The organism is Xanthomonas sp. Leaf148, from assembly GCF_001423585.1.
GTDB lineage: Bacteria > Pseudomonadota > Gammaproteobacteria > Xanthomonadales > Xanthomonadaceae > Xanthomonas.
Genome location: NZ_LMOP01000008.1, coordinates 1,122,264 through 1,147,493, shown reverse-complemented (window position 1 = coordinate 1,147,493; position 25,230 = coordinate 1,122,264). Strand labels below are relative to the sequence as shown.

20 protein-coding genes and 1 other RNA gene are annotated in these 25,230 nt (G+C 61.3%); 7 read left to right on the top strand and 14 right to left on the bottom strand.

The window, feature by feature from the left end; all coding sequences use genetic code 11:
• Positions 1-23: 23 nt before the first annotated feature.
• The gene (locus ASF90_RS09460; RefSeq protein WP_055848891.1) at positions 24-1,640 is read left to right on the top strand and encodes a HAMP domain-containing sensor histidine kinase; all 1,617 of its coding nucleotides are present in this window, start codon (positions 24-26) and stop codon (positions 1,638-1,640) included.
• A 500-nt stretch (positions 1,641-2,140) separates the two neighbouring features.
• Positions 2,141-3,535: a sigma-54 dependent transcriptional regulator gene (locus ASF90_RS09455; protein ID WP_055848888.1), complete on the top strand. Its 1,395-nt coding sequence runs from the start codon at positions 2,141-2,143 to the stop codon at positions 3,533-3,535.
• A 694-nt stretch (positions 3,536-4,229) separates the two neighbouring features.
• Here ASF90_RS09455 and pilB read toward each other — a convergent pair.
• The 5 genes from pilB to ASF90_RS09430 all read right to left on the bottom strand — a co-directional run bounded on the left by pilB (position 4,230) and on the right by ASF90_RS09430 (position 10,284).
• The gene (gene pilB / locus ASF90_RS09450; RefSeq protein ID WP_055848885.1) at positions 4,230-5,963 is read right to left on the bottom strand and encodes a type IV-A pilus assembly ATPase PilB; all 1,734 of its coding nucleotides are present in this window, start codon (positions 5,961-5,963) and stop codon (positions 4,230-4,232) included.
• Positions 5,964-5,997: 34 nt separating this feature from the next.
• A complete protein-coding gene (locus ASF90_RS09445; RefSeq protein ID WP_055848882.1) occupies positions 5,998-7,524 on the bottom strand; it encodes a hypothetical protein in 1,527 nt (508 codons plus the stop codon).
• On the bottom strand, positions 7,494-8,120 hold the full coding sequence (locus tag ASF90_RS09440) for a hypothetical protein (protein WP_236699232.1): 627 nt from the start codon (positions 8,118-8,120) through the stop codon (positions 7,494-7,496). Before ASF90_RS09440 ends, ASF90_RS09445 begins: the two co-directional genes overlap by 31 nt.
• 13 nt (positions 8,121-8,133) lie before the next feature.
• Entirely contained in the window at positions 8,134-9,723 is a 1,590-nt protein-coding gene (locus ASF90_RS09435) for a phosphoethanolamine transferase (protein ID WP_055848879.1), read from the bottom strand.
• Positions 9,724-9,858: 135 nt separating this feature from the next.
• Positions 9,859-10,284 carry a pilin gene (locus ASF90_RS09430; protein ID WP_055848875.1) on the bottom strand — a complete coding sequence of 142 codons (426 nt, stop codon included), beginning with the start codon at positions 10,282-10,284 and terminating at the stop codon, positions 9,859-9,861.
• Between the two features lie 352 nt (positions 10,285-10,636).
• Between ASF90_RS09430 and ASF90_RS09425 the strand changes: the two genes are divergently transcribed.
• The 3 genes from ASF90_RS09425 to coaE are packed head-to-tail and all read left to right on the top strand — an operon-like array spanning position 10,637 to position 13,403.
• Positions 10,637-11,896 carry a type II secretion system F family protein gene (locus ASF90_RS09425; protein ID WP_055850317.1) on the top strand — a complete coding sequence of 420 codons (1,260 nt, stop codon included), beginning with the start codon at positions 10,637-10,639 and terminating at the stop codon, positions 11,894-11,896.
• 6 nt (positions 11,897-11,902) lie between these two features.
• Positions 11,903-12,766 carry an A24 family peptidase gene (locus ASF90_RS09420; RefSeq protein WP_055848873.1) on the top strand — a complete coding sequence of 288 codons (864 nt, stop codon included), beginning with the start codon at positions 11,903-11,905 and terminating at the stop codon, positions 12,764-12,766.
• A 13-nt stretch (positions 12,767-12,779) separates the two neighbouring features.
• Positions 12,780-13,403, top strand: a complete 624-nt coding sequence (gene coaE / locus ASF90_RS09415) for a dephospho-CoA kinase (protein WP_055848870.1) — start codon at positions 12,780-12,782, stop codon at positions 13,401-13,403.
• Positions 13,404-13,810: 407 nt separating this feature from the next.
• Here coaE and ASF90_RS21950 read toward each other — a convergent pair.
• The 5 genes from ASF90_RS21950 to rimK all read right to left on the bottom strand — a co-directional run bounded on the left by ASF90_RS21950 (position 13,811) and on the right by rimK (position 17,742).
• Positions 13,811-13,886: non-coding RNA, sX9 sRNA (locus ASF90_RS21950), on the bottom strand.
• A 255-nt stretch (positions 13,887-14,141) separates the two neighbouring features.
• Positions 14,142-15,476 carry a HAMP domain-containing sensor histidine kinase gene (locus ASF90_RS09410; protein WP_055848868.1) on the bottom strand — a complete coding sequence of 445 codons (1,335 nt, stop codon included), beginning with the start codon at positions 15,474-15,476 and terminating at the stop codon, positions 14,142-14,144.
• A complete protein-coding gene (locus ASF90_RS09405; protein ID WP_003490678.1) occupies positions 15,469-16,146 on the bottom strand; it encodes a response regulator transcription factor in 678 nt (225 codons plus the stop codon). Before ASF90_RS09405 ends, ASF90_RS09410 begins: the two co-directional genes overlap by 8 nt.
• A gap of 24 nt (positions 16,147-16,170) precedes the next feature.
• The gene (locus ASF90_RS09400) at positions 16,171-16,611 is read right to left on the bottom strand and encodes a hypothetical protein (RefSeq protein ID WP_055848865.1); all 441 of its coding nucleotides are present in this window, start codon (positions 16,609-16,611) and stop codon (positions 16,171-16,173) included.
• Between the two features lie 225 nt (positions 16,612-16,836).
• On the bottom strand, positions 16,837-17,742 hold the full coding sequence (gene rimK, locus ASF90_RS09395; protein WP_167455844.1) for a 30S ribosomal protein S6--L-glutamate ligase: 906 nt from the start codon (positions 17,740-17,742) through the stop codon (positions 16,837-16,839).
• Between the two features lie 472 nt (positions 17,743-18,214).
• Here rimK and glgX point away from each other — a divergent pair, with 472 nt between their 5' ends.
• Entirely contained in the window at positions 18,215-20,347 is a 2,133-nt protein-coding gene (glgX, locus tag ASF90_RS09390; protein ID WP_055848859.1) for a glycogen debranching protein GlgX, read from the top strand.
• Between the two features lie 556 nt (positions 20,348-20,903).
• Here the strand turns inward: glgX and ASF90_RS09385 are convergent.
• The 4 genes from ASF90_RS09385 to ASF90_RS09370 all read right to left on the bottom strand — a co-directional run bounded on the left by ASF90_RS09385 (position 20,904) and on the right by ASF90_RS09370 (position 24,511).
• Positions 20,904-21,296, bottom strand: a complete 393-nt coding sequence (locus ASF90_RS09385) for an H-NS family nucleoid-associated regulatory protein (protein WP_055848856.1) — start codon at positions 21,294-21,296, stop codon at positions 20,904-20,906.
• A gap of 88 nt (positions 21,297-21,384) precedes the next feature.
• On the bottom strand, positions 21,385-21,777 hold the full coding sequence (locus ASF90_RS09380; RefSeq protein WP_055848853.1) for a hypothetical protein: 393 nt from the start codon (positions 21,775-21,777) through the stop codon (positions 21,385-21,387).
• Between the two features lie 544 nt (positions 21,778-22,321).
• Positions 22,322-22,867: an STN domain-containing protein gene (locus ASF90_RS09375; protein WP_055848850.1), complete on the bottom strand. Its 546-nt coding sequence runs from the start codon at positions 22,865-22,867 to the stop codon at positions 22,322-22,324.
• Between the two features lie 351 nt (positions 22,868-23,218).
• Positions 23,219-24,511, bottom strand: coding sequence for an acetamidase/formamidase family protein (locus tag ASF90_RS09370; protein WP_055848847.1), 1,293 nt, complete (start codon positions 24,509-24,511; stop codon positions 23,219-23,221).
• A 293-nt stretch (positions 24,512-24,804) separates the two neighbouring features.
• On the opposite strand from ASF90_RS09370, the gene ASF90_RS23855 reads away from it, so the two are divergent.
• A complete protein-coding gene (locus ASF90_RS23855; protein WP_055848844.1) occupies positions 24,805-25,209 on the top strand; it encodes a hypothetical protein in 405 nt (134 codons plus the stop codon).
• Positions 25,210-25,230 lie beyond the last annotated feature (21 nt).

Here is a 25,230-nt window from a genome sequence, read left to right as displayed (position 1 = left end):
GCTTGTTCCGGCGGGGAATCGGCTTGACCTCCATTGCATCGCTCATCGCCCGGGTGCAGTCCGCGCCGCAGCGCGAGCTGTACTTCTTTTCGTTGTACCGGGTGCTGGTGGCCGGCCTAATCGCAGCATTGGTGTTCAGTCCCTTGTCCGACGCCATTCCCGAGCCGCGCTACCCGCGTCTGGCTGCCGGAGTGGCGATCGGCTACCTGTGCATGGCCATCCCGCTGTTGTTCTGGGGCCGCAGCGAACGCCGGCTGACCGCCACCGTGTTGTGCGCGGTGGTGGCCGACATCCTCGCCGCCACCCTGGCCACCCACGCCCTGCCCGGCGCCAGCGCCGGCATCGCGATGATGCTGCTATTCAATGTCGCCGCCGCCTCGATTCTGCTGCGGCTGCGCTACGGCATGAGCGTGGCGGTGCTCGCCAGCATCGCCATCGTGCTCGAATATCTATGGACGCTGCTCGAAGGCGGCGCCACCCGCCCGCTGGCCGAGCTGGCGATGTTTGCCACCAGCTACGTGGCGGTGGCCTACATCTGCCAGCAGATCGCCGCGCGCGCGCGCAGCAACCAGGTGCTGGCCGAAGAACGCGGCGCGCAGGTCGCCAATCTGTACGAGATCAACGAGCTGATCATCCGGCGCATGCGCACCGGCGTGCTGGTGGTCGACACGCATAACCGCATCACCCTGGCCAACGAAGCGGCACTGGCACTGCTTGGCGATGGCGACCAACGCAATGCGCCGGCGGATCTGTCGCTGGCCGCGCTCACCCCGGAACTGGCGCGCAGGCTGCAGCGCTGGCGCAGCGGCTGGCGACAGGAAGAAGCGCCGCTGCAACTCGGTGCCGACCGTCCGGAAGTGCAGCCGCGCTTCGTGCGCCTGCTCGCCGACAGCGACCTGGTGCTGGTGTTTCTGGACGATGCCACCGTCGTTTCACGCCGCGCCGAATCGCTGACCTTGTCGGCGATGGGGCGGTTTTCGGCCAGCCTGGCCCACGAGATCCGCAACCCGCTGGCCGCGATCAGCTACGCCTCGCAATTGCTGGAAGAATCCCCCGACATCGGCGATGCCGACCGCCGCCTGCTGCAGATCATTCATCAGCAATGCCAGCGCACCAACGGCATCGTCGAAAGCGTGCTCGGACTGGCCCGCCGCGAACGCGCCAGCCCGGAAAACCTGGATCTGGCCGCGTTCGTGCGCCGCTTCGTGGTCGAATATCGGCAGACCCTGTCGATGGAAACCGACATCCTGGAGGCCAGCATCCAGGGTAGCTCGGTACACGCCCTGGTCGACCCCAAGCACCTGTATCAAATTCTCACCGCCCTGGTCCATAACGCGCTCAAGTACGGCCGCGTCATGGACGAACCGGCTCGGGTAAAACTGCGCGTGGAGCGGCAGGAGCGCATGGCGGTGATCGATGTCGTCGATCGTGGCCCCGGCATCCCGGAGACGGTGGCCGCGCAACTGTTCCGCCCGTTCTACACCACCTCCGAACACGGTACCGGGCTCGGCCTGTACATCGCCCAGGAGCTGTGCCGCGCCAACCAGGCGCAACTGGACTATGTACCGGTTCCCGGCGGTGGGGCGTGTTTCCGGATTGCCTTGCAGGGGCCTAATAACTTGCAGGGTAAGAGCAACTAACAGAAGGACTGTGCACCCGCCAGGCAGGCGCGGCCGGTGCTCGAAGTCGGCATGAACACCAGTACGCCCCGTTTTCCTCCGCGCCTTCCGCGCCTACCTGACCTGACGTGCTCGCTATGTTTTGTGAGCCGCTCTAAGTGAGTTTGCCGATTCGGGCGTTTCGCGATTGCGTGTGTGGGCAGCGTTGGTTCGCCGCTGCTGTATTGCGCGTGGGCATGCGTCCGATGTGCGGCGACGTCCACACTGCATCTGGTCTATGGGCGATGCTTTCGAGAACAGCATGCCGATGATCAAACGCTTGAAAACGGCTGAAAAAGCAGCTGCCACTCGAACAAAGGGCCGCGTGTGAATCAGATCGCATGTGCCCGGGAAGCGCGCCCAGACCTTGATGGCCGTCCGACACCTCTGGCCCGCGTCCCGCCCGATCCGTTGAGCCACCCTGCCGCGCCATCGTTGCAGGTAATTGTCGATTGTCATCACGCTGGGCTATCGTGCGCACCATGAGCGAACCCAAAAGTGCCCTGGTTGTCGATGACGAGCGTGATATCCGCGAGTTGCTTGTTCTCACCCTGGGCCGCATGGGCCTGCGCATCAGCACCGCCGCCAACCTGGCCGAGGCGCGCGAGCTGCTGGCCAGCAACCCCTACGACCTGTGCCTGACCGACATGCGGCTGCCCGACGGCAACGGCATCGAACTGGTCACCGAAATCGCAAAGCACTATCCGCAAACCCCGGTCGCCATGATCACCGCGTTCGGCAGCATGGATCTGGCGGTGGAGGCCTTGAAGGCCGGCGCCTTCGACTTCGTCAGCAAGCCGGTGGACATCAGTGTGCTGCGCGGCCTGGTCAAGCACGCGCTGGAACTGAACAACCGCGACCGCCCTGCACCGCCCCCGCCGCCGCCCGAACAGGCCAGCCGCCTGCTCGGCGATTCGACCGCGATGGAGAGCCTGCGCGCCACCATCGGCAAGGTCGCGCGCAGCCAGGCGCCGGTGTACATCGTCGGCGAATCCGGCGTGGGCAAGGAGCTGGTCGCACGCACCATCCACGAGCAAGGCGCCCGCGCCGCCGGCCCCTTCGTTCCGGTGAACTGCGGCGCCATTCCCGCCGAACTGATGGAAAGCGAGTTCTTCGGCCACAAGAAGGGCAGCTTCACCGGCGCGCATGCCGACAAACCCGGCCTGTTCCAGGCCGCGCATGGCGGCACGCTGTTTCTGGACGAAGTGGCCGAGCTGCCGCTGCAGATGCAGGTCAAGTTGCTGCGCGCGATCCAGGAAAAATCGGTGCGCCCGGTCGGCGCCTCCGGCGAAACGCTGGTGGACGTGCGCATCCTCTCGGCCACGCATAAGGACCTCGGCGACCTGGTCTCCGACGGCCGCTTCCGCCACGACTTGTATTACCGCATCAACGTGATCGAACTGCGCGTGCCGCCGCTGCGCGAGCGCAGCGGCGACCTGCCGCAACTGGCCGCCGCCATCATTGCGCGCCTGGCGCGCAGCCACGGCCGGCCAATTCCGCTGCTGACCCAGTCTGCCCTGGACGCGCTGGACACGTACGGTTTTCCGGGCAACGTGCGCGAGCTGGAAAACATCCTCGAGCGCGCCCTGGCCCTGGCCGAAGACGACCAGATCAGTGCCACCGACCTGCGCCTACCCGCTCACGGCGGCCACCGTCTGGCCGCGACGCCGGGCAGCGCAGCGGTCGAACCACGCGAAGCCGTGGTCGATATCGACCCCGCCTCCTCCGCGCTGCCCTCCTACATCGAGCAACTCGAGCGCGCCGCGATCCAGAAGGCACTGGAAGAAAACCGCTGGAACAAGACCAAGACTGCCGCGCAGCTGGGCATCACGTTTCGTGCGTTGCGCTATAAGCTGAAAAAGTTAGGGATGGAGTAGCTGAAAGGCCGGGATTGGGGATTCGGCAGCGGGATTCGTAAAAGCGGGCAGCCGGCTTCGATCATGCTTGCCGGCGAGGTCGCGATGACTGAAGCGTCGCAAGCGCGGTAGTCGCTGCTAGCGATGGCTAAAACACAAAAAACTGGAAAGTGTGTTTCCCAGGCTATTCCGATTCCCCAATCTAATTTCCGCTCCTTGCCCATGCGGATGATCTCGGACGGGGCGATCATCCCAATGCGCGGCCGTCCTCATACCCAGCAGCGCAACCCCGATAGCAATCCAAAGCTGGTATTTAACCAACCACCAAGCGGACGACGCGCTGCGGTCGGCGCTCTTTATAAATCCCCAATCCCGATACCCAATTCCGCGCCCACTCAATCCTTCGTCACCGGATTGATCTCGGTCAGACCGGTCACTCCCTGTCAAACCTTCAACATCGAATGAAGCAGGCCAACGACGCAGATCTGGGACTCAATTAGCCAAAGATCAGGGCTCTTGCGAACCCCCAACCACGGCTCCCGGATCCCCGCTCACTCAGCCCTTCGTCACACGATTGATCTAGGCAAGGCCGGTCACTCCATGTCAAGGCTTCAACATCGAATGAAGCAGGTCGACGACGCAGATCTGAGACTCAACTAGCCAAAGACTGGGGCTCTTGCGAATCCCCAATCACGACTCTCGAATCCCCGCTCACTCAGTCCTTCGTCACACGATTGATCTCGGCCAGGCTGGTCACTCCATGCGAAGCCTTCATCAACGCCGACTGGCGCAGATCGCGGATGCCGATTTTCTGCGCGGCCTCGGCAATCTGCATCGCATTGCCGCCTTCCAGCACGATCGCGCCGATCTCGTCAGTCATCGGCATGACCTGATAGATACCGGTACGACCCTTGTACCCCTCGGTACACTCATCGCAGCCCACCGCCTCATAGAGCTCGATGTTCGCGATCTGCTCGGGCGTAAAGCCTTCCGCCAGCAGCGCATGCTCCGGCAGCGTCGACTTGCGCTTGCAGTTGTTGCACAGCCGCCGCGCCAAACGCTGCGCGATCACCAGCGTGACCGACGAAGTGATGTTGTACGGCGCAATGCCCATGTTCATCAGACGCGCGATGGTCTGCGGCGCATCGTTGGTATGCAGCGTCGACAGCACCATATGGCCTGTCTGCGCCGCCTTGATCGCGATCTCGGCCGTTTCCAGGTCGCGGATTTCGCCGACCATGATGATGTCCGGATCTTGACGCAGGAACGAGCGCAAGGCCGCAGCGAACGTCATGCCACGCTTTACGTTCTGCTGCACCTGATTCACACCCGGCAGCCGGATTTCCACAGGATCCTCGGCCGTGGAAATATTACGTGTCTCGTCGTTGAGGATGCCTAGCGCGGTATACAACGACACCGTCTTGCCCGAACCGGTCGGCCCGGTCACCAGCACCATGCCGTAGGGCTTATGGATCGCATCCAGGAACAGCTTCTGCTGGTCCGCCTCGTAGCCCAGCTTCTCGATCCCCAGCTTGGCCGCACTAGCGTCCAAAATACGCAACACCACCTTCTCGCCGAACAGCGTCGGCAAGGTACTCACACGGAAGTCGATCTGCTTGGTCTTGGACAGGTTGAGCTTGATGCGCCCGTCCTGCGGCACCCGCTTCTCGGCAATGTCCAGCTGCGACATCACCTTCAGGCGCGCCGCAATGCGCTGACTCAACTTCACCGGCGCCTTGGCCACGTTCTTCAGCAAGCCGTCGATGCGCAAACGCACCCGATAGTCGTCTTCATACGGCTCGAAATGGATGTCGGACGCTCCCCGCCTGATCGCATCCACCAGCATTTTGTTGACGAACTTCACCACCGGCGTATCGTCCCCCTTGGCATCGACCCCAGAATCCCCGGCGGCGCCCATGTCCTCATCCCCGGACGACACGTCCAGGTCACCGATGTCGTCATCGTCATTACCCAGCGATGAACCTAGCGACGCATTACTGGCCTGCCACTGCTCAAGCGTTCGGCGGATCTGATCCTCATCGACCAGAATCGGCTCGACCACCAGATTAGTGTGAAACTTGATATCGTCCAGCGCCCTGGTCTGGGTCGGGTTGCTCACCCCCACGAACAACCGATTGCCGCGCTTGAACAGCGGCAGCACCTGGTACTTCTGGAGCAACTCCTCACTGACCAGCTTGACCGCGTTCTGGTTGGCATCGAACACAGACACATCCATCAGCGGCATGCCGAATTCCACGGCATTGGCCGCCGCCAGCTGCGACGCCGACACCAGCTTCTTCTCGGCAAACCACTGCGGCAGCGGCACCTTGGCAGCGGCCGCCTGTTCCATCGCCGTCCGCGCAGCGGCTTCTTCCAGGGCGCCATCCTGCACAAGGCGACGAGCGATGCCGGTGATGCCAACGAGGTTGGTGGTAGCTACTGAATTCATCGTTTGATTCCCGCTGATGTCCCCATCTCCCCGATCATCGGGACGATGCCCCATATTTATACTCGGTCAACATTCTCAGATCAGTATTGACCTCGACTGGTCGCCCGGCCCGCTCTTCCACCACATCAACGCCTACGAGATCGGCCGCGGTGACCTTCCGCACAGCGGCCACATCAGACGCATTGGCCGGATTAAAGACCGGCCGGCCATGCATTCGGGTCGCGTAAATGGCTTCGCCACCAGCGCGAAGCGTATCGCGGAAGTCGCGCCGTGACATGATGACACTGTTGCCAAACAGATAGGCCTGCGGAAACTCAGAAGCTGCCGTCTTGAGAACCTCTGGAGACCCGGTGGCATTCACCAACGCTACGCCTGAATCGGACAGATGCGCGCCAACCAAGCGAAAGAACTCCTGCGAGAGAAGCATCGTCGCACCAGAACGCCAGTGGAAGGTACTGTTTACCACGACCGCATCGTAGCGCCCGCCCCCTTGTGCCCTCAACCAGCGACGACCGTCGTCGATATGGATGTGGACACGCGGATCCTGCAGGATCGGTGCAACTTGTGGGTGACCGGCGATCAACTCGAGATAGCCCGGATGGATCTCGACAACGTCCACGCGCTCCACAGTCGGGAATGATGCAATCACACGCGTCCAGCTGCCGCCGCTAAGACCGATCACGAGCACACGCCTGGGATTCGGCACAGCCGCCATGACTGCATAGACACGATCGATCTTGTTGCTGTTCAGTCGCAGATCGATGTTGATGCGCCCGTCGTACACGTTGCCGCCAAATACGATGTCTCCTTGTGGGTCGGCGATCGTATGGATGATTCCTTCCTTGCGCTCCAGCAACCAGTCGGCCTGAGCCCCCCCCGTCGCCATCACGATACGGCTGGCAAGCGCCGGCAAAGCAGGCTGGAGTGAAAGTGCCGCAATCGCGACCACCACTGCAGGCACCGCCAGTAAGCGAAGGCCGGCCAGCCACATCCCTGCCACCGCGGTGACAGTGGCGACACCGACGAAAAGCTGCTCCATCGCCATCACGTCCATCAGCCAGAGCGTGACGATCAGTGGACCGAGGGTACACCCCGCGACATTGGCGAAGTAGACCTTGGAGAACGACCCCCCTTTCCATGCCACTGCATCATTGCTGCCCAGATGGTGCACCACCGGGAACAATGCACTCTTCAGCGCAGCGGTTGCGATCACCAGAGGCAGCATTGCCACAGTTACGGGAAGAAAACCGATCCCCCAAGAAAACAGGAAAGGGGCGGCGATATCGACCAGCGTGGACAGCAACAGCACGAGCGACGCGCGACGCCTGATGTCCAAGACCCGGCCAACGCACAGACGACGCCCTAGCTGCGCTCCTACCGCGATACCCAGAAGATACAACGCAAGGATCATCGCGAATGTCTCTGGCAGACCACCGGTCGCGAATCCCGCAAGCCGCACCCACAGCACCTCCTGCACCAGACTCGCCGCGCCCACAAGGAAAGCAACACCCCGCGGCATCCATTTCAAGCTCATGCCGCCGCCCTCCTTACCAGAAACCATCCGCCGAGGGCGACCGTTGCATTGATGGCTGCCGCAAGCCAGGTGACCTGCCGCAAGTCCATGATATGAAAAAGATAAAGACCGGTCCCGATGGCCCCCGATGCCGCGCCCATCGTATTGGCAAGATAAAGCGAACCCGTCGCCTCACCTACGTTGCGGACAACACGGTCCAGCAGGATCACCAGGATCGGCAAGGTCATCCCCATCAAGGTTGTCGGCACGATCAACGCAAACAGTGCACCGAACACGACGACCCCATGCCCAAGCCCACCAGCATGCATCATGACCAGATCGATCACTGCGACACTACATACGCCATAACACGCAATACCAAGCTCCACTGCGAGGAACCATCGCAGTGGACTGGTGGCACGGTCCGCGGCCCAGCCCCCGATCAGCGCCCCGAGCCCAAGCCCTAGCATGAACACCGAGACGATGACCGCGACAGACAGCGTGTCCGCTCCCAGACCCGAAAAAAGGACACGCTGCCAGCTCACCTGGTAGATCAATGCCGCAGCACCGGAGAGGAAAAACAACACGCCCAAGGATGAAATCCACCCCGTTTTCCCGGACACATTCGTTGATGAACCGTTCAATACGGACTCCTGTTCAGTGACAGCGGGGAACATCGAGCGGCAGCGACGCGATATCGAGCGGAATACCAGGCTCTGCCGAGGAAAAATCGTGCGATTGGCGGTAGCCGGGCACGTCGATACCCGCCAATCGGGTCGTGGTGTCGAAGACCATGGAGGTGGATAACATCTTTTCTGCATTCGCACGAAGATTCCGGACGGCCTCCGGCGCGTGCTTGAGGTAGGCCTCCGATCCCCACCACACCGCAGCGACATGATGGGTCGCTGGTGATGATTGACCGTGCCCGCTTTCGGCGCGACAGTCATCGAACAGCGCCTCGCCGTGATCGGCAACATAGAACATCCAGGATGCAGCATCAAATTTCCCGAGCTGACCGATCAGGCCATCAAGGAAGCGATCGGTGGCGCGGATCGAGTTGTCGTATCCATTGACCAGGTATTCCTTGTGATCCGGGTCATACAACCTGGCATTGCCATGTTCCGGCTTGTCCGGCAGGAAGACCGCATCCTCGGGGCGGTACCGGTCCCGATAGCGGAAGTGACTGCCCATCGTATGGATCACCAGGAACAGATCGCGCTGGTCGGCGGCAAGTAGACGCCTGACGTGCGGCAGCAGATCCTCGTCGCGGACGCCTGCATGGCGATAGTCGACCGGGCTGACAAAGCGCACCTCATCGGCATCCTTGGCCAGAACCGTAATAGGCGAATCATGGAACCCCATCGGCGCCTGATTGGAGAGCCATACCGTGTGGTAGCCGGCTTCGCGGGCCGCCTGCAACAACGAGCGCTCACCGAAGGTAGCTTCGACCGAACCCGGGGGCTTGCGGCTCAGAATCACGGGTACCGACAGCCGGGTGAAGGTGGCCCGCGAGTAGAACCTCGTAAAGCTGATCAGGTCATTGCGACGCGAAAGCCGAGGCGTACTGTCACGACTGTAGCCGTTCAGCGCCCAATGATCGGCTCGACCTGTCTCGCCGATCACCAGCACATGCACACGCCGTGGCCAGCCCACCACCACCGAGCGGCTGGCTCCGAACCTAAAGCTTTCAAGGCCGGCATCAGCAGCGACCAGTTCTCGACGCTGCCGGAAATACTCCCAGATGACCAACGGCATCCCCGTCGGGTACCCCCGCCGCAAGGCCTCCATGCGCTCCAAGGATGGCTGATCGAAAGCAGCACCCACTGGCGTCTCGTGCAAGCCTTCGAATGCAACGACGATTGCCAGCAGCGCCGCACATACCCCACCGCCGAATAATGCAAGCCGCCTGCCCGGCCATCGCAAAAGTTGAGGCGGCCATAGCATCAGCCCTCCCCAGATCACAACAATCAGTCCCCAGCCAAACAGAAGGCGTACAGGCACTGAGTGCAGTAACGGCAAAGCTTCGCCACTGGTGGTCTCGGAGACCAACGCGAGCGCGTTGACGTCCACCATTCCCCCGAAGCGTAGCAGCATCTCCACCTGCAGAATCGCGCCGGCACTGATGAGCGCCAACCAAGTGCAGGTCAGGCGCGGTAGCCTCCGCAGGGGCGAGACCGAAACAACCAGGCCCGCCAACGCATACAACGCAGATATCCCGACGTCATCGCCCCCGTTCACGATCAACATGACAACGGGGGTCAAACTGACCGACACGAAAAAAGTCGCCCCTACTAGTGCCCGTTTGCCCCGCAACACGATATGCCCCCAGAAAAAAAGAGGCCCCGCGTTGCGGGGCCTCTAAAAGCTACTCGTCTGAACCTATCAGGTGCCCGAGTTACGGCACTCCGCCGGCAGGTACTTGACATTGATGGCGGAAGAGCAGGTCCACTTCAGCTGGCCACCACCGACATCAGTCGGGGTCAGCAGGAGGGTACCGGTTGCGTTCGGCACGGTGGAGGTTACAGCGACTTGGCCCGTAGCACTGGTGATGGCGACGCCGCTGACATACTTCGTGGCACCCGGGAATGCGTAACCCGAATTTGCCGCAGTAACCTGAGCAAGGCCACCGAGCGACGATGCAGTCTCAGTTACCGCAAGCTTGGCAGGCGCCGACATCGTCAGCGCTTCAGTGAGCTTAGCGCGAGTGGTGTAGTCCTGATAAGCCGGCAGCGCGATGGCGGCCAGGATGGCGATGATCGCGACCACGATCATCAGTTCGATAAGTGTAAAGCCTTGTTGCTTCTTCATGGATGCATCCCCTAGAGGTTGTGAGTTTACCGAAATCTCCGGCCCGGGCACTTGGTGCACCCGAGCAGGGCGCGTGTGCAAATCGGTACATGCAGATTACGTGCCAATCAGCAATGCCCGTTCGCTTCTTCTCCCCGGGGCAATGATGCCAGGCATTTCGGCAAATGAAAGCTCCTCTGCCTTCAAGTGCGATGGGGATGACCATATGACGCGCAAGGTCAGATTCCGACTACGAGTGGTCACTTCTCAAGACGCCGCAGGTCCATCGATCGATATGATGCCCTTGCCTAGCAAACACGCTACCATCACTGCGTACTCCGGCCTGGGGATGGCTGGATTTGGGGAGCTCAACATGTCAGTCGCGCGTAGCGCCATCAAGAAGCAACCGGTCGACCGGAACACAAGCATGCTGCAGACCTTCATTTGGGAAGGGGCTGACAAGCGTGGCGTGAAGATGAAGGGAGAGCAGCCAGCCCGTAACGCCAATATGTTGCGAGCAGAGCTGCGCCGTCAGGGCATTGTGCCCAGCATGGTGAAGCAAAAGCCGAAGCCTCTTTTCGGAGCGGCAGGCAAAAAGATCACGCCAAAAGATATTGCATTTTTTAGTCGCCAAATGGCGACTATGATGAAGTCAGGCGTGCCGATCGTGAGTTCTCTCGAGATCATCGGCGAGGGGCACAAGAACCCACGCATGAAGAAGATGGTGGGCCAAGTCAGGACTGACATTGAGGGCGGCTCGTCGCTCTATGAGTCAATCAGCAAGCATCCAGTTCAATTCGACGAGCTCTACCGCAACCTTGTCCGCGCGGGCGAAGGCGCTGGCGTACTGGAGACAGTCCTTGAAACGGTCGCTACCTACAAAGAAAACATTGAAGCCCTAAAGGGCAAGATCAAAAAGGCACTGTTCTACCCTGCCATGGTGGTTGCGGTGGCAATCATCGTGAGTGCGATTTTGCTCATCTTCGTGGTGCCTCAGTTCGAAGAAGTATTCAAGGGCTTCGGTGCCGAACTACCGGCATTCACTCAGCTCCTCGTCAACGCATCGCGCTTCATGGTCAGCTATTGGTGGTTGATGCTGGTGGTCGCAATTGGATCTGTCCTTGGCTTCATGTTTGCCTACAAACGTTCTCCACGGATGCAGCATGGACTCGATCGATTGATCCTCAAGGTGCCCGTAATCGGGCAGATCATGCACAACAGTGCGATTGCACGCTTTGCACGGACGACTGCAGTGACATTCAAAGCAGGCGTTCCTCTAGTGGAGGCACTTGGGATCGTAGCGGGCGCTACTGGCAATAAGCTTTATGAGGAGGCTGTTTTCAGGATGCGGGACGATGTGTCTGTGGGTTACCCGGTCAACATGGCGATGAAACAGGTGAACCTATTTCCACACATGGTTATTCAAATGACTGCGATTGGCGAAGAAGCCGGCGCGCTTGATGCAATGCTCTTCAAAGTGGCTGAATACTTTGAACAAGAAGTCAACAACTCCGTGGACGCTCTTAGCAGCTTGCTCGAACCACTGATCATGGTGTTTATTGGCACGATCGTAGGCGGCATGGTCATCGGCATGTATCTTCCGATCTTCAAACTCGGCGCAGTGGTTGGATAAGACGTAATGGCATTTCTCGACCAGCATCCCGGTCTCGGCTTTCCTGCCGCGGCCGGACTGGGACTGCTGATCGGCAGCTTCCTGAACGTGGTGATCCTGCGCTTGCCCAAGCGCATGGAGTGGCAGTGGCGGCGCGATGCGCGCGAGATCCTGGAACTGCCGGAGCTGTATGAGCCGCCGCCGCCTGGGATTGTGGTTGAGCCGTCCCATGATCCGGTCACCGGCGACAAGCTCAAGTGGTGGGAGAACATTCCGCTCGTCAGTTGGTTGATGCTACGCGGCAAGTCGCGTTACAGCGGCAAGCCGATTTCCATTCAGTACCCGCTGGTCGAGCTGCTCACCTCTATCCTTTGCGTGGCCAGCGTATGGCGCTTCGGCTTCGGCTGGCAGGGCTTCGGCGCGATCGTGCTGAGTTGTTTCCTGGTGGCGATGTCGGGCATCGATCTGCGCCACAAGCTGCTACCCGACCAGCTGACCCTGCCGTTGATGTGGCTGGGCCTGGTCGGCTCAATGGATAACCTCTATATGCCGGCCAAGCCCGCCCTGCTGGGTGCGGCGGTCGGCTATGTGTCGCTGTGGACGGTGTGGTGGCTGTTCAAGCAGCTCACCGGCAAGGAAGGCATGGGCCACGGCGACTTCAAGCTGCTGGCTGCGCTCGGTGCGTGGTGCGGGCTGAAAGGCATCCTGCCGATCATCCTGATCTCTTCGCTGGTCGGCGCCATCCTCGGCTCGATCTGGCTGGCGGCCAAGGGTCGCGACCGCGCCACGCCGATCCCGTTCGGCCCCTACCTGGCCATCGCCGGCTGGGTGGTGTTCTTCTGGGGCAATGATCTAGTGGACGGCTACCTGCACTTCGCAGGCCTGCGTTGACCGGAGCACGACGATGAGCGACTTCATCGTCGGTCTCACCGGTGGCATTGCCTCTGGCAAAAGCGCGCTGGCCGCCGAGTTCGAGAAACTGGGCGTGCCGGTGATCGATGCCGATGTCGTTGCGCGGCAGGTCGTTGCGCCCGGCCCGCTCCTCAATGCAATCGTCGACCGCTTTGGTCCAGGCGTTGTGCTGCCCAACGGCACGCTGGACCGGCTAGCCTTGCGCAACATCGTCTTCTCCGATCCAGCCCAACGCAAGGCGCTTGAGGCAATCACCCATCCCGCCATTCGTGCGGAGCTACAGCGCGCGGCACAGGCAGCGGACGGCGCTTATTCCATCGTTGCCATCCCTCTTTTGGCCGAAGCGGGCGGCCGGGCGGCCTATTCGTGGCTTGACCGCGTCCTCGTTGTCGATACACCGGTCGAGCTGCAACACGCACGACTGATGCAACGCGACGGCAGCACGCCCGCATTGGCGGATCAAATGATTGCCGCACAAGCATCTCGCAACCAACGGCTGGCGATTGCCGATGATGTCGTATGCAATAGCGATCAGCTGGAGCAACTCGCGGCGGCAGCGGCCAGGCTGGATGCGGGCTATCGGGCGCGATGCTCGAGGTCACCTGAGTCAGTTTGATCTCTGCAAGCTGCAGTAGGTCGTTACCTTGGGCATGGCAGTTACGCTCTGTCGCCTGCTGCAGCTAAAGCTGTCCGCGCACTGGCCCTGGCTGCCTTGGCGCTTCTGCTGGCTTATTCGCTATACAACTTCGCAGTACACGCCAGCTCAGCTCATCAACACCACGATAAGCAGCGATGGAGCGACTACATCGATACGGCGCGCCGCTGCGATCTTGACGGCCACCTGCAGATAACCAAATAAATCCGTCGACACAGAACAAAGCCACGACTAGCTTTGGCGCGCCTTTGCTTCGGAGCACTCGCGCCAGAGATCGCCGGCCACATGAGGTAAAGAACCCAACTCCGCTGAGCACTGCAATTTGTTAGCCTGCGAATTGCCGGTTTTCAGGGCATGCGGCTAAGAGCGGCCCACAAAACGTAGCGAGCAGTCGTACGATGGGCGTGGACGGCGCGGAGGAACCAGAGTGTACGCGTGGGACATGCCGATTCCGAGCAGCGGCCGCGCCCGTGTAGCGGCTGCGCAGTACTTTCGTTAGATGCCTTAAAGTAAATACAAGCTTGTAAATTACGACGCGCGAACGTGGTCCCACTGAAGAAAAAAACTACATGTTCTGTCTAGCATTGTTTGCTGGTGTAGGCATTACTGATGAGGTTCTGGGTAAAGCCCTCGCGCCCAGGTGCGCTCCTACACAAGATTTCACTTGACGGTATCGTTAGCGCGCTTTTAGCGGTGGACTTAACGATGGAAGGCGAGCGTTGCGATGACGCCGCGCTCTTGGCCTGGGCGCACGCTCACGCGCCAGCCGTACAGGTCGCATAGGCGGCTGACGATCGACAGACCGATGCCGCCGCCTTGCGAGTGGCCTGCGTGGGTACCGCGGTAACCGCGCTGGAAGAGTTTGGCTGCGTCTTCTTCGCTCAGGCCGGGGCCGGAGTCGATGACTTCCACGCAGTCCCCACGCACGCGTACGCGCACCTGGCCGTCCTGGGTGTACTTGACGGCATTGCCGATGAGGTTGCCCAGCGCCACCGACAGGGCGGATTCCGGTGCGTCGATGACCAGGTCGCGCTCGCCTTCCAGCAGTAGCTCCAGCGGTTTGCCGCCGAGCTGGGCGCGATGCGAATCAATCAGTTGTTCGGCGACCTTGGCCACATTGCTGCTGCCCTGCCCGCGTTCGTTGCGCGAGAGCAGCAGCAGCGAGCCGATCAGATCGCTGCACTGCAGTTCGGCGCGCTGGATGCGCTGCAGACGCTGCAGCACCTTCTCATCCAGATTGGGCTTGGTCAGCAGCAGTTCGGTGGCACCCCGGATCACCGCCAGCGGGGTGCGCAGCTCATGGCTGACGTCGGCGTTGAATTCGCGGTCGCGCTGCACGACCTCGGTCAGGCGCGCCGAGTAGTCGTCCAACGCTTCGGCGAGCTGGCCGACCTCATCGTCCGGAAAGTGCGCTGCCAACGGTTTGGGTTCGCTAGTGCCGCCACGATAGGCGCGCAGGCGGGCCGCCAGATCCGACACCGGCCGCATCACCTTGGACGCCGACCACCAGCCGATCACCAACGAAAACCCGCTGAAGACGAGCACTGACAACATCAAGGTGCGCTTGAGTTGAATCTCACCACGCAGCGTCTGCGTCATGTCGTAAGCGAGGAAGAACCACTCGCTGGGCGTCTTGCGCACCGCCAGTTTGTACGAGTACGCGTTGCCACTTTCGTCCACGCCGGAGATGGTGTGGATGCCATCCGGAAACTGGTACCACTCCGGCTGCTCAAGGCGCAGCGCTTCGAACTTGTCGCTTTTGACCACACGCCCGCGCATCTGCTGCACGGGCAGATCGGGATTGCGCAGCGGGTCGGAATAGAACCGCTGTGCAAAGGCGTCGATGTTGCGATTCATCACGTCTTCGACCAACTGGTTTTCCACACGCGCGCGTGCCCAGTTGGTGGCGAAGGCGAACAGTGTTGTCAGGCAAAAGCCCAACAACACGAACGACAGAATGATGCGGCTGCGCAGGCGCCGCCGGTAGCGGCCACGCCTACGGGCGGGCCGCACGCTGCTGTTACTTTCAGGCATCAGGCGAAGCGATGCGATAACCGATGCCGTGACGGGTCTGGATCATCGGCACGTCGAACGGCTTGTCGACCACTGCACGCAGGCCATGGATATGCACGCGCAGCGAGTCGGAATCGGGCAGTTCTTCGCCCCAGACACGGGTTTCCAGCTCTTGCCGCGTCACCACCGCCGGGGAGGCTTCCATCAGCGCCTGCAGGATCTTGAGCGCGGTCGGGTTGAGCTGCAGCAGCTTGCCGCGGCGACGCACTTCCAGCGTGTCCAGGTTGTATTCCAGATCGCCGGTTTCCAGCACGCGGGTATGCACACCCTTGCCGCGACGCGACAAAGCGTTGAGGCGTACTTCCACTTCCTGCAGCGCGAACGGCTTGATCAGGTAGTCGTCGGCACCGGAGTCGAAGCCGGCCAGCTTGTTGTCCAGCGAGTCGCGGGCGGTCAGCATCAGCACCGGCGTCTGCTTGCGCGCTTCGTTGCGCAGCTTGCGACACACCTCGATGCCGTCCATGCCGGGCAGGTTGAGGTCGAGCACGATGGCGTCGAACTCATGCACCACTGCCAAATGCAGCCCGGTCACACCGTCGGCTGCGAAGTCCACGGTGTGACCACGGTCTTCAAGATAGTCGCCCAGATTGGCGGCGATATCGCTGTTGTCTTCAATTACTAGAATTCGCACTGGAACCTCGTTGGTAAGCTATTTTTAGCGCTGGCGCCGAGAAATTTGGTCTTGACTCACAGTCGTCTGACGGCGGCGCTCGGCGGCTGTCATGCACTGCTTCGTACTCATCTGCGAACCAGTTGCGCGCTCGCGCCGACAGATCAGCCGGCTATCTTCGCCCGCCCGGGTCAAAATTCTGGTGACAAGCTCTTGATCGTTACGCACGGCCGCCTGTTGGTCTGGCTGCAATGCTCGGACGTCAGGCTGCGCGTCGAGCGCCCTGTCCATCCGATCAAGTGCCGCAAACACCTTAGCGCGCTCTTCCTGACTGATCTCGGAGTACTTGTCGCCCTCTTCAAGATCAGAGCGCACTTGCGTGGCCTGTGGCTTGAAAGGCTTTTCAGCATCGATCACTGCTGCCGATGCAGAACTGCAAGCACAGATGGCGAGAAGCAACACCAGAACGCCTAATTGCCTTGCCATGCGGACGCTTCCTTATGTCTGACCCGATTTAACATTTAACAAATGTAGACGCGAACCCCGAAAGCGGCAAGCCACGAATAAAAAGGCCCAAGTGCGACACCGCACTTGGGCCAAAAGTTCATCCCGATCACCGTCACTGCCGAGAGCGGAGCTACGGTCGACAGAGGCTAGCGAGCAAAGGATTAGATTTTCGTTAATTTTTCGCTAAAAACAGTTGATCTCCGATCAACGGGCCGATTCCTCAAGATGCTGGATGATGCTGGCGGCCACATCCACGCCACAAACGCCTTCCACGCCCTCAAGGCCAGGGGTCGAATTGACCTCCAGGACCAGCGGCCCGCGCTTGGAGCGGATGAGGTCGACGCCGGCCACCGCCAGGCCCAGCGCGCGCGCCGAACGGACCGCCACCTGCTGCTCCTGCTCGGTGGCCTGGGCCACCGCAGCGGTGCCGCCAAGATGCAGGTTGGAACGGAAATCACCTTCGGCCGCCTGGCGGCGCATCGCTGCGACGACGCGGTCGCCGACCACGAAGCAGCGCAGGTCTGCGCCTTCGGCTTCGCCAATGAACTCCTGCACGATAAAATTGGCATACAACCCGCGCAGCGCCTCGACCACGCCGCGCGACGCGCTGGCCTTCTCGGTCAGGATCACTCCGGCGCCTTGCGCCCCCTCGTTCAACTTCACCACATGCGGTGGCGGGCCGAGCATGGAGAGCAGGTCCTGGGTGTCGTCGGGGTTATCGCCGAACACAGTGACCGGCATGTCGATGCCCTGCGCCGCCAGCAATTGATGCGCACGCAGTTTGTCGCGCGAACGCAGGATGGCGTCCGAGGGATTGGGCGTGTAAGTGCCCATGAATTCGAGTTGGCGCAGCACCGCGGTGGCATAGCGGGTGACCGAAGCGCCGATGCGTGGAATCACCGCATCGAAGCCGGTGATCGGCTTGCCCTTGTAGTGCAGGCTGAAGCCATCGGCGGCAATGCGCATATAGCACCGCAGCGGATCGAGGATACGTACAGTGTGGCCACGCTTGCGACCGGCCTCGATAAGCCGTCGGGTCGAATACAGCTTGCTGTTGCGCGAAAGAATCGCGATTTTCATCGCAGCAGGGACACGGCGCGGCCTGGACATTGTCGGAGTCTGATGACGAGGTGACCCAAGCCCGTACGTCTGCAGGCCGACCGCGCGGGCGGGCGCGTTGTGCGCTGCTCGCAACGGTTGAACTGGTGTGCGACGGCCCCGAGGATGGAGACGCGATAGCGCCTCGGCACGTGCTGCAACCGCGCATGGGTGCGCAGCTGCAACCAGATCGATGCTAGCAGGGCGCACGCGTAGCGCTCAAGCAGCGGGAAGCCGCGCTGCATTCACCACTGCGCATTGTCATGCCGACGCGGCATCGCAGTGCTCGTCCATGATCGATAGGGGCCACGGTCGCCACAAGCGAACGCCGCCGCTGCGCCAGATCACAGCGCGCTGCGTGGTGCGAAGCCTCGGCGGCGCGCCATCACGCCATACCCGTGTCGCCGTAACGCGTTTTGCACAGCAACAACCGCAATGCTTGCGTCCCCTCAATGCCGGCATGCCGGCGCACCCGAGACTCTCCATGCGACGTCCAGCAAGCGCGGCCTATGCCAACCCCTCCCGCATCCGCCAGGGACGCCCGTTTCCCCGCGGCGCCGTCTTCGATGGCAAAGGCATCAATTTCGCGCTGTTTTCCGCGCATGCCACGCGGGTGGAACTGTGCCTGTTCGACGAACAGGGCAACGAAACCCGCGTCGACCTTCCCGAATACACCAACGAAATCTGGCACGGCTATCTGCCCGATGCCAAGCCGGGCCAGCGCTATGGTTACCGTGTGCACGGCCCCTACGCGCCGACCGAAGGTCACCGCTTCAATCACAACAAGCTGCTGCTGGACCCGTATGCCCGCGAGCTCGAAGGCGATTTGATCTGGGCCGACGAACTGTATGGCTACACCGTCGGTCATCCGGATGGCGACCTGAGCTTCGACGAGCGCGACAGTGCGCCGTTCATGCCCAAGTGCGTGGTGGTCGAAGACACCTACGACTGGGGCGACGATGCGCGCCTGCTCAAGCCGTGGAACGAGACAGTCATCTACGAAACCCACGTGCGCGGCTACACCATGCGCAACCAGCAGGTGCCCGAAGCGGTGCGCGGCACCTTCGCAGGTCTCGCCCAGCCGCAGGTACTGCAGTACATCAAGGACCTGGGCATCACTGCCGTCGAACTATTGCCGGTGCATGCGTATCTGGATGATCAGCATCTGCTGGACAAGGGCCTGCGCAATTACTGGGGCTACAACACCATCGGCTTTTTTGCGTTGAAGTCGCGTTACCTCTCCAGCGGCCACCGCGACGAGTTCCGCGACATGGTCAAGGCCATGCACAAGCAGGGTCTGGAAGTGATTCTGGACGTGGTCTACAACCACACCGCCGAAGGCAGCGAGCTGGGGCCGACCCTGTCGTTCAAGGGCATCGACAATGCCAGTTATTACCGGCTTGCCGAAGACAAGCGCTATTACATCAACGACACCGGCACCGGTAATACGCTGAACCTGAGCAATTCGCGGGTGATCCAGTTCGTCAACGATTCGCTGCGCTACTGGGCCGGCGAAATGCACGTGGACGGTTTCCGCTTCGACCTGGCGACGATTCTTGGCCGCGAGCCGAGCGGTTTCGACCAGCGTGGCGGCTTCCTGGATGCGTGCAATCAGGATCCGCTGCTATCGGAAGTCAAACTCATCGCCGAGCCGTGGGACTGCGGCCCGGGCGGCTATCAGGTGGGGCATTTCCCGCCGGGCTGGTCGGAATGGAACGACAAGTTCCGCGACAACGCGCGCGAGTTCTGGAAGGGCGAGGATGGCAAGCTTGCAGAGTTCGCAACCCGGTTCACCGGCTCGGCCGATCTGTTCGATCGCCGCGGCCGCCGTCCGTGGGCTTCGGTCAACTTCATCACCGCGCATGACGGTTTCACCCTGCGCGATCTGGTGAGCTACAACGAAAAGCACAACATCGACAACGGCGAAGACAACCGCGACGGATCGTCCAACGATGGCTCCTGCAACTACGGCGAAGAAGGCGAGACCGACAACGCCGACATCCTGCAACTTCGCGAGCGGCAAATGAAGAATCTGCTTGCGACGCTGCTGCTGTCGCAAGGCACGCCGATGATGCTCAGCGGCGACGAACGTGCGCAATCCCAGGGCGGCAACAACAACACCTATTGTCAGGACAACGAGATCACCTGGCTGGATTGGGAAAACGACCCGACCGATGGCCGGCTCACCGATTTCGTCAAGGCATTGACCGCGCTGCGCAAGCGCTACCCGATTCTGTCGCGCGGACGCTTTCTCAATGGGCAATACAACGAAGAGGCTGGCCTGCGCGATCTCACCTGGCTCAATCCAGGCGGCACCGAAATGGAAGACGCGCATTGGACCGATGCGGGTGCACGCTCGGTTGGCCTGCTGCTGGAAGGCAAGGCGCAGACCTCCGGCGTCAAGGAGCTGGCCAACGACGACACCTTGCTGATCGTCATCAACGCCTACCACGAGGGTGTGACCTTCACCCTGCCTGCCGCTGATGAACCGGTGCATTGGAAGCTGGTGCTGTCGACCGATGAAGCGCTGGAAGTGGACATGATGCCGGCTGGCGCCAGCGAATTCCTGGCCCCGCCGCGCAGCGTGTCGGTCTTCGAGTGTAAGAGCGATCAGTAACGATTGAGCAGTAATCAGGCTCGCTGTCCGCCAGCATGGTGGGCGGCGAGCTTTTTGGTGTGCTGCGGTGTTTCGTTCGCGAAACGAGGAGGTGGGACGTGTCGGCGAGCAGCCGTGTCATGCCAGGGGTGATCGCACTGGCACCAACTCGCGGGCGCGCTTGCAATCTTGCTGCGCGACATACGTCGACTCTGCGATGCCGTGCCTTGTCTGAATCCGGGTATTTCCGCAGAAGCATGCAGATCTCCGGCGATCAACACGGCGATCTGCAGCGCATGACCTATGTGCTGATTGGCGCTTAGCGATCGATACATCGAACACGCCGTCTCACTACCGGCCAACGTCCGCTGACATTCTGATTGCGTCATCCGCTCGCGCCCACAGCGACGCTTATCGCGAGCCGGTCAGCTCACGCATTCACTGCAACCGATCAAACGAAAGGCCGAATCGGCAGTCGCCCCCAGCGCAATACTGCACGCATCGAGTAGGTAAGCACGCAGCTAACCGACGCGGCTCGCATTGAGAACGCCACAAGCACGCCAAATCCGCGAAAAACTCACCCCGGATAGAGCGGGAAACGCTTGTCCGGATGCTTGGACTTCCATTCCTTGTAGGAACTGGTGCCTTCCCAGGCCTTGAAGACACGCGGTGTGCGGCCACGGCCGGACCAGGTCTCACCAGAATGCGGAATCCAGTATTTGGCCACCACCTCACCAGTGGACGACAGCGGCCCCTTGGACTTGCCGGTCATGGCGAGCGAGGCGATCTGGGATTTCTGCTTTGCGTTGAATCGGCCGCCGAACTGGGTCAGCACCTCGACGACCTGGTCAAAGGCTTCCAGGGTCTGGGCATATTTGAGCTGCGCCTCTTCCTGCTCAAGCTTGCGCAGCTCTTCCAGCAATTGGGCTTTGGCGGCGGCAGAGGGTGAAGCGGGCGGAACCTGGCGCATTGACGAAACTAAGGTTGGACGGGTCAGCGAGTATTGCCCCTACGCCGTCTAGCGTAAAGCGCCCAGCCCACACCGGGTCTGCTGGCGCTCAGCGATGACGCAGCAAGGCGTGCTCCCGGGCCATGGTCAGCACCGGCCCAATGCGGCCTGCCCGGATCAGCTCGCTGCAGTGTTTGCCGACAAATTCCACCCTGGGGGCGGTGAACCACTGCACCACCCGGTCTAGCTGCCCGGCGTTGATCGACCACGCGTGACAGACCGCCTCGCCCAGCTCCTCGACCCCAACCAGTCCGATCTGGCGGACCTGGTCGGCATCGAGCTTGAACATCTCAATCACCTTGCTGGCATCGTCCGGCGTACCACACACATGCGTCTGATCCGCCCCCCCGGTGCGATAGGCAATCGAGGCGACACGCGCAGATTCGGCGCGACGCATGCCTTTGATCAAAGCACCAACCAGCTGGGAGTGAGTAGTCTTCATGGTGTCCGCTCAATGATGCAGTCACTATGGTCGTCATGGGACGCGTTCTCAATCAGGAGGTTCCTGACCCTGCGGAAGAAAAAGACGAAGCTGTGGCGCACTTTTTGTATCGATTGCAAGCCTGCAATCGATGTCATTGACACCACATATCGAAGCGATAGGGAAGAACTGCCTGGGATCACCCGCAGCGCGGCACGCCTGCGACACGGGTTGAAAAGGTCCCATCAGGGTGCGCCGAACCGATCGCCACTCATCTTGAAATCGGGCTGGGTCCGCCACCGTGCTGCCAGAGACTGCGCCTGCACATGCAATAGGTCCCACCCATCCCTGAATCAAAAACTCGGTGAATCGGCCTGACGAAAGTTGCCAAGTCACACCTCATCGTTGCAATGAATCACCGCACTATGGAACCTCTGAACAACTCTTCAATGCGTGTTCGACCAACAACCTAGGCCACCGAGACTAAGCGGCAGTGGTTGATTTTCAGCAGGGTGAGCGCCTGGATCCAACGAAATTTCATTTCACTCGCAACGCCGTAAGTTGTTCACACCTTCTCTAACGACTGCTCCACATCCTTCAGCATGCGCCCATACGAAGCTCGCTCTGCCGCACTGAGAAAACCTTGCTCGCGTACAAGCTTAGGAACGTCCGCAGCAATCTTTGACAGGTACTCCGTCAGTTTTTTCGCGCGTACGGGCGTCATCGACTTGCTCTTGCGCGCATCCGCAATCGCGCTACGCAAGGTCTCTACCCGCTCGGCAAAATACAGTTGCTGCGCCTGATTGACCCGCCAATGGTCATCGGCCGGCCCGGCTTCGAGGCCACTGCCACGCACCGATTCAATGAAGGCCTGATCGGCGGTCAAGGACCCGGTCAGTCCAGCGGCACGCTTGCCTTGCAACAGTGACGGATCCACTTCCACCGCGCATCCGGTGACGTGGGCCAACTCCTGCAAACGCTCGTCGAGGCGCTGCGCAGGCAGCGAGACAGCAAACGGCCCGGGCTGGCAGGCCGCAAATACCGGCGCCGCACAAATGATGGCACCCAATGCAACGATGATCGAAGGCAAACGATTGCGTGCGACAGACATGACAGCATCCGGAATACACGGACATCCGTGCGCTGCGAACGCTAGACCGCCGATCCCGAACGGCACTGAAATCGGCGTCGGGCGGCGCCCTTATCGCCAACGCGTCCGCGTCGAGACATCGGAATAGCGCCAAGCGCCTATCAGGCGGTCTCCATCAGCACGTACTGAAATGCAACGACGCCGTCGGCCAGCGCTGTCGCAACTAAACCGAACCACATGCATGCCGCGGCCCTTGCGCGATGACGTTGCAAGGCCCCGATACGCACAACGTGCATCGCAACCAACAGCGCAGCGCGGCCATCTCAGATGAGTGTGTTCAGTGGGGACGGAACTCCACCCTGCCCCATCGGTTCATGGTTTGGCCGGCAACAGGGCCTTGTCGATCTTTGCCGCTACTCCCACGCTGCGGCCGGCCAGGTTCGGGATGCTGTAGTGCAGCGCTGTGCCCAGCACCTGCGCGCTCTGCGAAAGCGTCAGCCCGTAATCCTGCTGGAGCCACTGGACCATGCCGGTACTAGCGGACTTCAGCGCCTCGTCGAGCGATCCCGCCTGACCCAGCACCATGATCTGGGTTGGCGACTCGACCCGTGGCATCGACACGCTGCGCCCCTTGATAAGGTCAACAGTGACGGTCACGTCCATCGACGTTTCCAGCGCATATTGCGTCGTCTCGCCGTCCCCCTGAAGCGCATGGGCGTCGCCGAAATAGAGCAGCGCGCCGGGTTGCTGCACGGGCAGGTAGACGGTGTTGCCTTCCACCACTTCGTTGAAGTCCATATTCCCTCCGAAGCGTCCCGTGTCCCCGGTCGAGATTGCCGGCATCCCGAAGCCCGGCGCGACCGCCATGCCGCCGAGCATCGGCTTTATTGGCACCGAGTAGCCGGCGAGCGGGCCGGTCGCGTTTTCAGGACGTGCACGCCCCGTCTCGCGGTCTAGCCGCCACTTGACCGGCTTACCCAGGGCGGCGGCTTCCGGCACCAACGCTGTACCGAGCGCACGCCCAACGATCGTGTCGAGGCTGTCGGCCCAGTCGCGGTTGAGCTTCAGGCGGCGGATATGCACCGCCAGCGTATCGCCGGGCTGTGCGCCTGCGACGAAGAACGGGCCGGTCTGCGGATTTCCGAACAGCGCCCTGGTTTTTCCCTGCGCGTCGACTCCGCCGGAATCGACCGTCGTCGTGTGGATCGTATCTCCCGGCCAGACGATCAGCACCGGTTTGCGATCAGCATTCCACGTGTTGGAATAGTCGGTCGGGCTGAACTCCACCGTGCGCGGTCCGCCATCGCGATCGGGCACACGCCAGCCCGTCACCGCATGGGTGGCGCGCGCGGCGGGATCGTTGGTGTCCGGCCCCTCCGTCGTGCCGGTCAGCTCCTTGCCCTTGAGGCGCAGGACGTAGCGCGACGTGCGCTGCTGGCGATCGGTCGCAGTCAGCGTCAACCGATCGCCGCTAGCGCCACCGTCGATCGTGTCGCCGTCCAGGTCGCCGCTGATCCGGTTTCCCGTTCGATCAATTGAGAGGTTCGAAAACGCGGGATTTCCCCATAAATCGGTGCGGACGATCCACGTCTCTGCGTGCGTCGTGCCCGCTATCGCAGCGGTCGATGCGGCGAGGAATACAGCGGTAAGACGGGGGATCGGCATGAGATGTTTTCAGTGGACGAGACATCGCGATACTAGCGGACACCGTCCCTGGTAACTCGATAACAACGTGTCCCTGAACTTGGGCACCCTGCAAAGCGACCAAACCCTTGAGGTCAACGCGCAGCTTGCAACATTGAGCACGCCTGGCGGACGATGAGTTCAAGCACTCCACGCATGCAATGCCCCTCCTGATTCCAAGCGGCGCGCTAAGTGGAGTTCTATTGCCCCACCCCGCAGATGACGATCCAGGGCAGGCGTCTGCGCCTCCAAGCCATGTGAGCAGGAACATCGCCATGAAACATAGTCGCCCCCTCCGCGCTTTGACGTTTGCACCACTGTTTGTCCTCTCACTTGCTGGGTGCATGGCGTCGGGCGCCGGTACTAATCACCCCGTTGAAGGGCCTGTGCGGCTGGGAGAGATTGCAGCCGTCGACGGCCCCAGGGTGCGCCCCGACCGCGTCATTGAGGACAGCCGTTGCCCGGCCAACGTTCAATGCATCCACGCTGGACGGATAATTGTCAGGGCGACCGTGTTTGGCGGCGGCTGGTCCACGCAAGTCGACCTTACGTTGGGTATTCCGGTCCCTGTGGCCGATGGCATGTTGACGCTGGTGGACGCAACACCTTTGCCCATCAGTGGGAAGGCCGTCCCAGCATCCGTTGCTCGTTTCACATTCAAGTTTCAGGGCGGCCGTTAGACAAGCGTACTCAACTGCCAG

Coding starts and splice junctions, on each gene's coding strand:
- ASF90_RS09455 (WP_055848888.1), top strand. CDS start 2,141: ATGAGCGAACCCAAAAGTGCCCTGGTTGTCGATGACGAGCGTGATATC.
- pilB (WP_055848885.1), bottom strand. CDS start 5,963: ATGAATTCAGTAGCTACCACCAACCTCGTTGGCATCACCGGCATCGCT.
- ASF90_RS09445 (WP_055848882.1), bottom strand. CDS start 7,524: ATGGTTTCTGGTAAGGAGGGCGGCGGCATGAGCTTGAAATGGATGCCG.
- ASF90_RS09435 (WP_055848879.1), bottom strand. CDS start 9,723: ATGTTGATCGTGAACGGGGGCGATGACGTCGGGATATCTGCGTTGTAT.
- ASF90_RS09430 (WP_055848875.1), bottom strand. CDS start 10,284: ATGAAGAAGCAACAAGGCTTTACACTTATCGAACTGATGATCGTGGTC.
- ASF90_RS09425 (WP_055850317.1), top strand. CDS start 10,637: ATGTCAGTCGCGCGTAGCGCCATCAAGAAGCAACCGGTCGACCGGAAC.
- ASF90_RS09420 (WP_055848873.1), top strand. CDS start 11,903: ATGGCATTTCTCGACCAGCATCCCGGTCTCGGCTTTCCTGCCGCGGCC.
- coaE (WP_055848870.1), top strand. CDS start 12,780: ATGAGCGACTTCATCGTCGGTCTCACCGGTGGCATTGCCTCTGGCAAA.
- ASF90_RS09410 (WP_055848868.1), bottom strand. CDS start 15,476: ATGCCTGAAAGTAACAGCAGCGTGCGGCCCGCCCGTAGGCGTGGCCGC.
- ASF90_RS09400 (WP_055848865.1), bottom strand. CDS start 16,611: ATGGCAAGGCAATTAGGCGTTCTGGTGTTGCTTCTCGCCATCTGTGCT.
- rimK (WP_167455844.1), bottom strand. CDS start 17,742: ATGTCCAGGCCGCGCCGTGTCCCTGCTGCGATGAAAATCGCGATTCTT.
- glgX (WP_055848859.1), top strand. CDS start 18,215: ATGCGACGTCCAGCAAGCGCGGCCTATGCCAACCCCTCCCGCATCCGC.
- ASF90_RS09385 (WP_055848856.1), bottom strand. CDS start 21,296: ATGCGCCAGGTTCCGCCCGCTTCACCCTCTGCCGCCGCCAAAGCCCAA.
- ASF90_RS09380 (WP_055848853.1), bottom strand. CDS start 21,777: ATGAAGACTACTCACTCCCAGCTGGTTGGTGCTTTGATCAAAGGCATG.
- ASF90_RS09375 (WP_055848850.1), bottom strand. CDS start 22,867: ATGTCTGTCGCACGCAATCGTTTGCCTTCGATCATCGTTGCATTGGGT.
- ASF90_RS09370 (WP_055848847.1), bottom strand. CDS start 24,511: ATGCCGATCCCCCGTCTTACCGCTGTATTCCTCGCCGCATCGACCGCT.
- ASF90_RS23855 (WP_055848844.1), top strand. CDS start 24,805: ATGAAACATAGTCGCCCCCTCCGCGCTTTGACGTTTGCACCACTGTTT.